This window comes from Streptomyces sp. SID11385 (assembly GCF_010548245.1).
Lineage (GTDB): Bacteria > Actinomycetota > Actinomycetes > Streptomycetales > Streptomycetaceae > Streptomyces.
This window is the reverse complement of the sequence record NZ_JAAGLR010000482.1, coordinates 1-949: the sequence shown is the minus strand read 5'-3', so window position 1 is coordinate 949 and position 949 is coordinate 1. Positions and strand designations below refer to the sequence as shown.

General features: G+C 76.3%; 1 protein-coding gene. It reads right to left on the bottom strand.

Features of this window, described 5'->3' with window-relative positions:
* Positions 1–85: 85 nt before the first annotated feature.
* Positions 86–814 (bottom strand): ZIP family metal transporter, encoded by a 729-nt coding sequence (locus G3I42_RS14705; RefSeq protein ID WP_164286102.1) that lies wholly within the window; start codon positions 812–814, stop codon positions 86–88.
* Positions 815–949: the final 135 nt, after the last annotated feature.

The following is a 949-nucleotide window of genomic DNA, read 5'->3' as shown; positions in this document are numbered from 1 at the left end:
CGCCGGTGGCGGGGTGAACGGCCCGCCGCGGGCCGGGCGCCCCGTACCCGCCGCGCCGCGCCCCTCCCCCGTACCCGGGCCCCCGCTACTCCCCCGCGAAGCCGATGACGAGCCACATCAGCGCGACGCCCGCGACCGTGCACAGGAGGGTCGAGCGGGCCGGGTGGCTGTGGCTGGCCTCGGGGAGGATCTCGGCGGCGGCGATGTAGAGGAGGACGCCGCCGAAGAAGCCGAGGTAGCAGGCGAGCGCTTCGCCCGGAATGGTGAACAGGAGCGTGGACGCGGCGCCCGCGACGGGCGCGACGGCGTCGGCGCCGAGCATCGCGAACGCCTTGCGGCGCGCGTTGCCCGTGGCGCGCGTGAGCGTGTACGTGTTGAAGCCGTCCGCGAAGTCGTGGCTGATGACGGCGAGCGCGACGGTGAAGCCGATCGCCTCGCCGACCTGGAACGAGGCGCCGATCGCGATGCCGTCGGCGACGCTGTGGCCGACCATCGCGGCGGCGGCGCCGATGCCGACCTGCGGGACCTGCTCGGGGTTCTGCGCGCCGTGCGCGGCGCGGCGCAGCGCGAGGAGGCGTTCGACGACGTGCGCGACGAGGAAGCCCGCGACGAAGAGGAGCAGCGCGGCGGGCACGCCCCACACGTGCCGCCCCGCGCCCTCGATCGCCTCGGGGAGGAGGTCGAGCCCGACGACGCCGAGCATGAGCCCGCCCGCGAAGCCGAGGACGAGGTGCCGCCGGTCGGTGACGTGGTGCGCGGCCCAGCCGCCGACCAGCGTCATCACGAAGGACCCGAGGGCCACGAGCACGACCATGCCTCTTTGCTAACGGACCGGGCGCCCCGCCGCACCTCGTCGCTCGTGGTGGGGGTCGGCGCGTCGTCGGCGGCGACGAGCGGCGAGATCGAGGCGCTGGTCCGGGCCGCGCTCGGCGCGGCCGGGCTGCCGCCG

What these genes read in the sequence shown, in the direction of transcription:
- G3I42_RS14705 (WP_164286102.1), bottom strand. Translation starts at nt 814, where the DNA reads ATGGTCGTGCTCGTGGCCCTCGGGTCCTTCGTGATGACGCTGGTCGGC.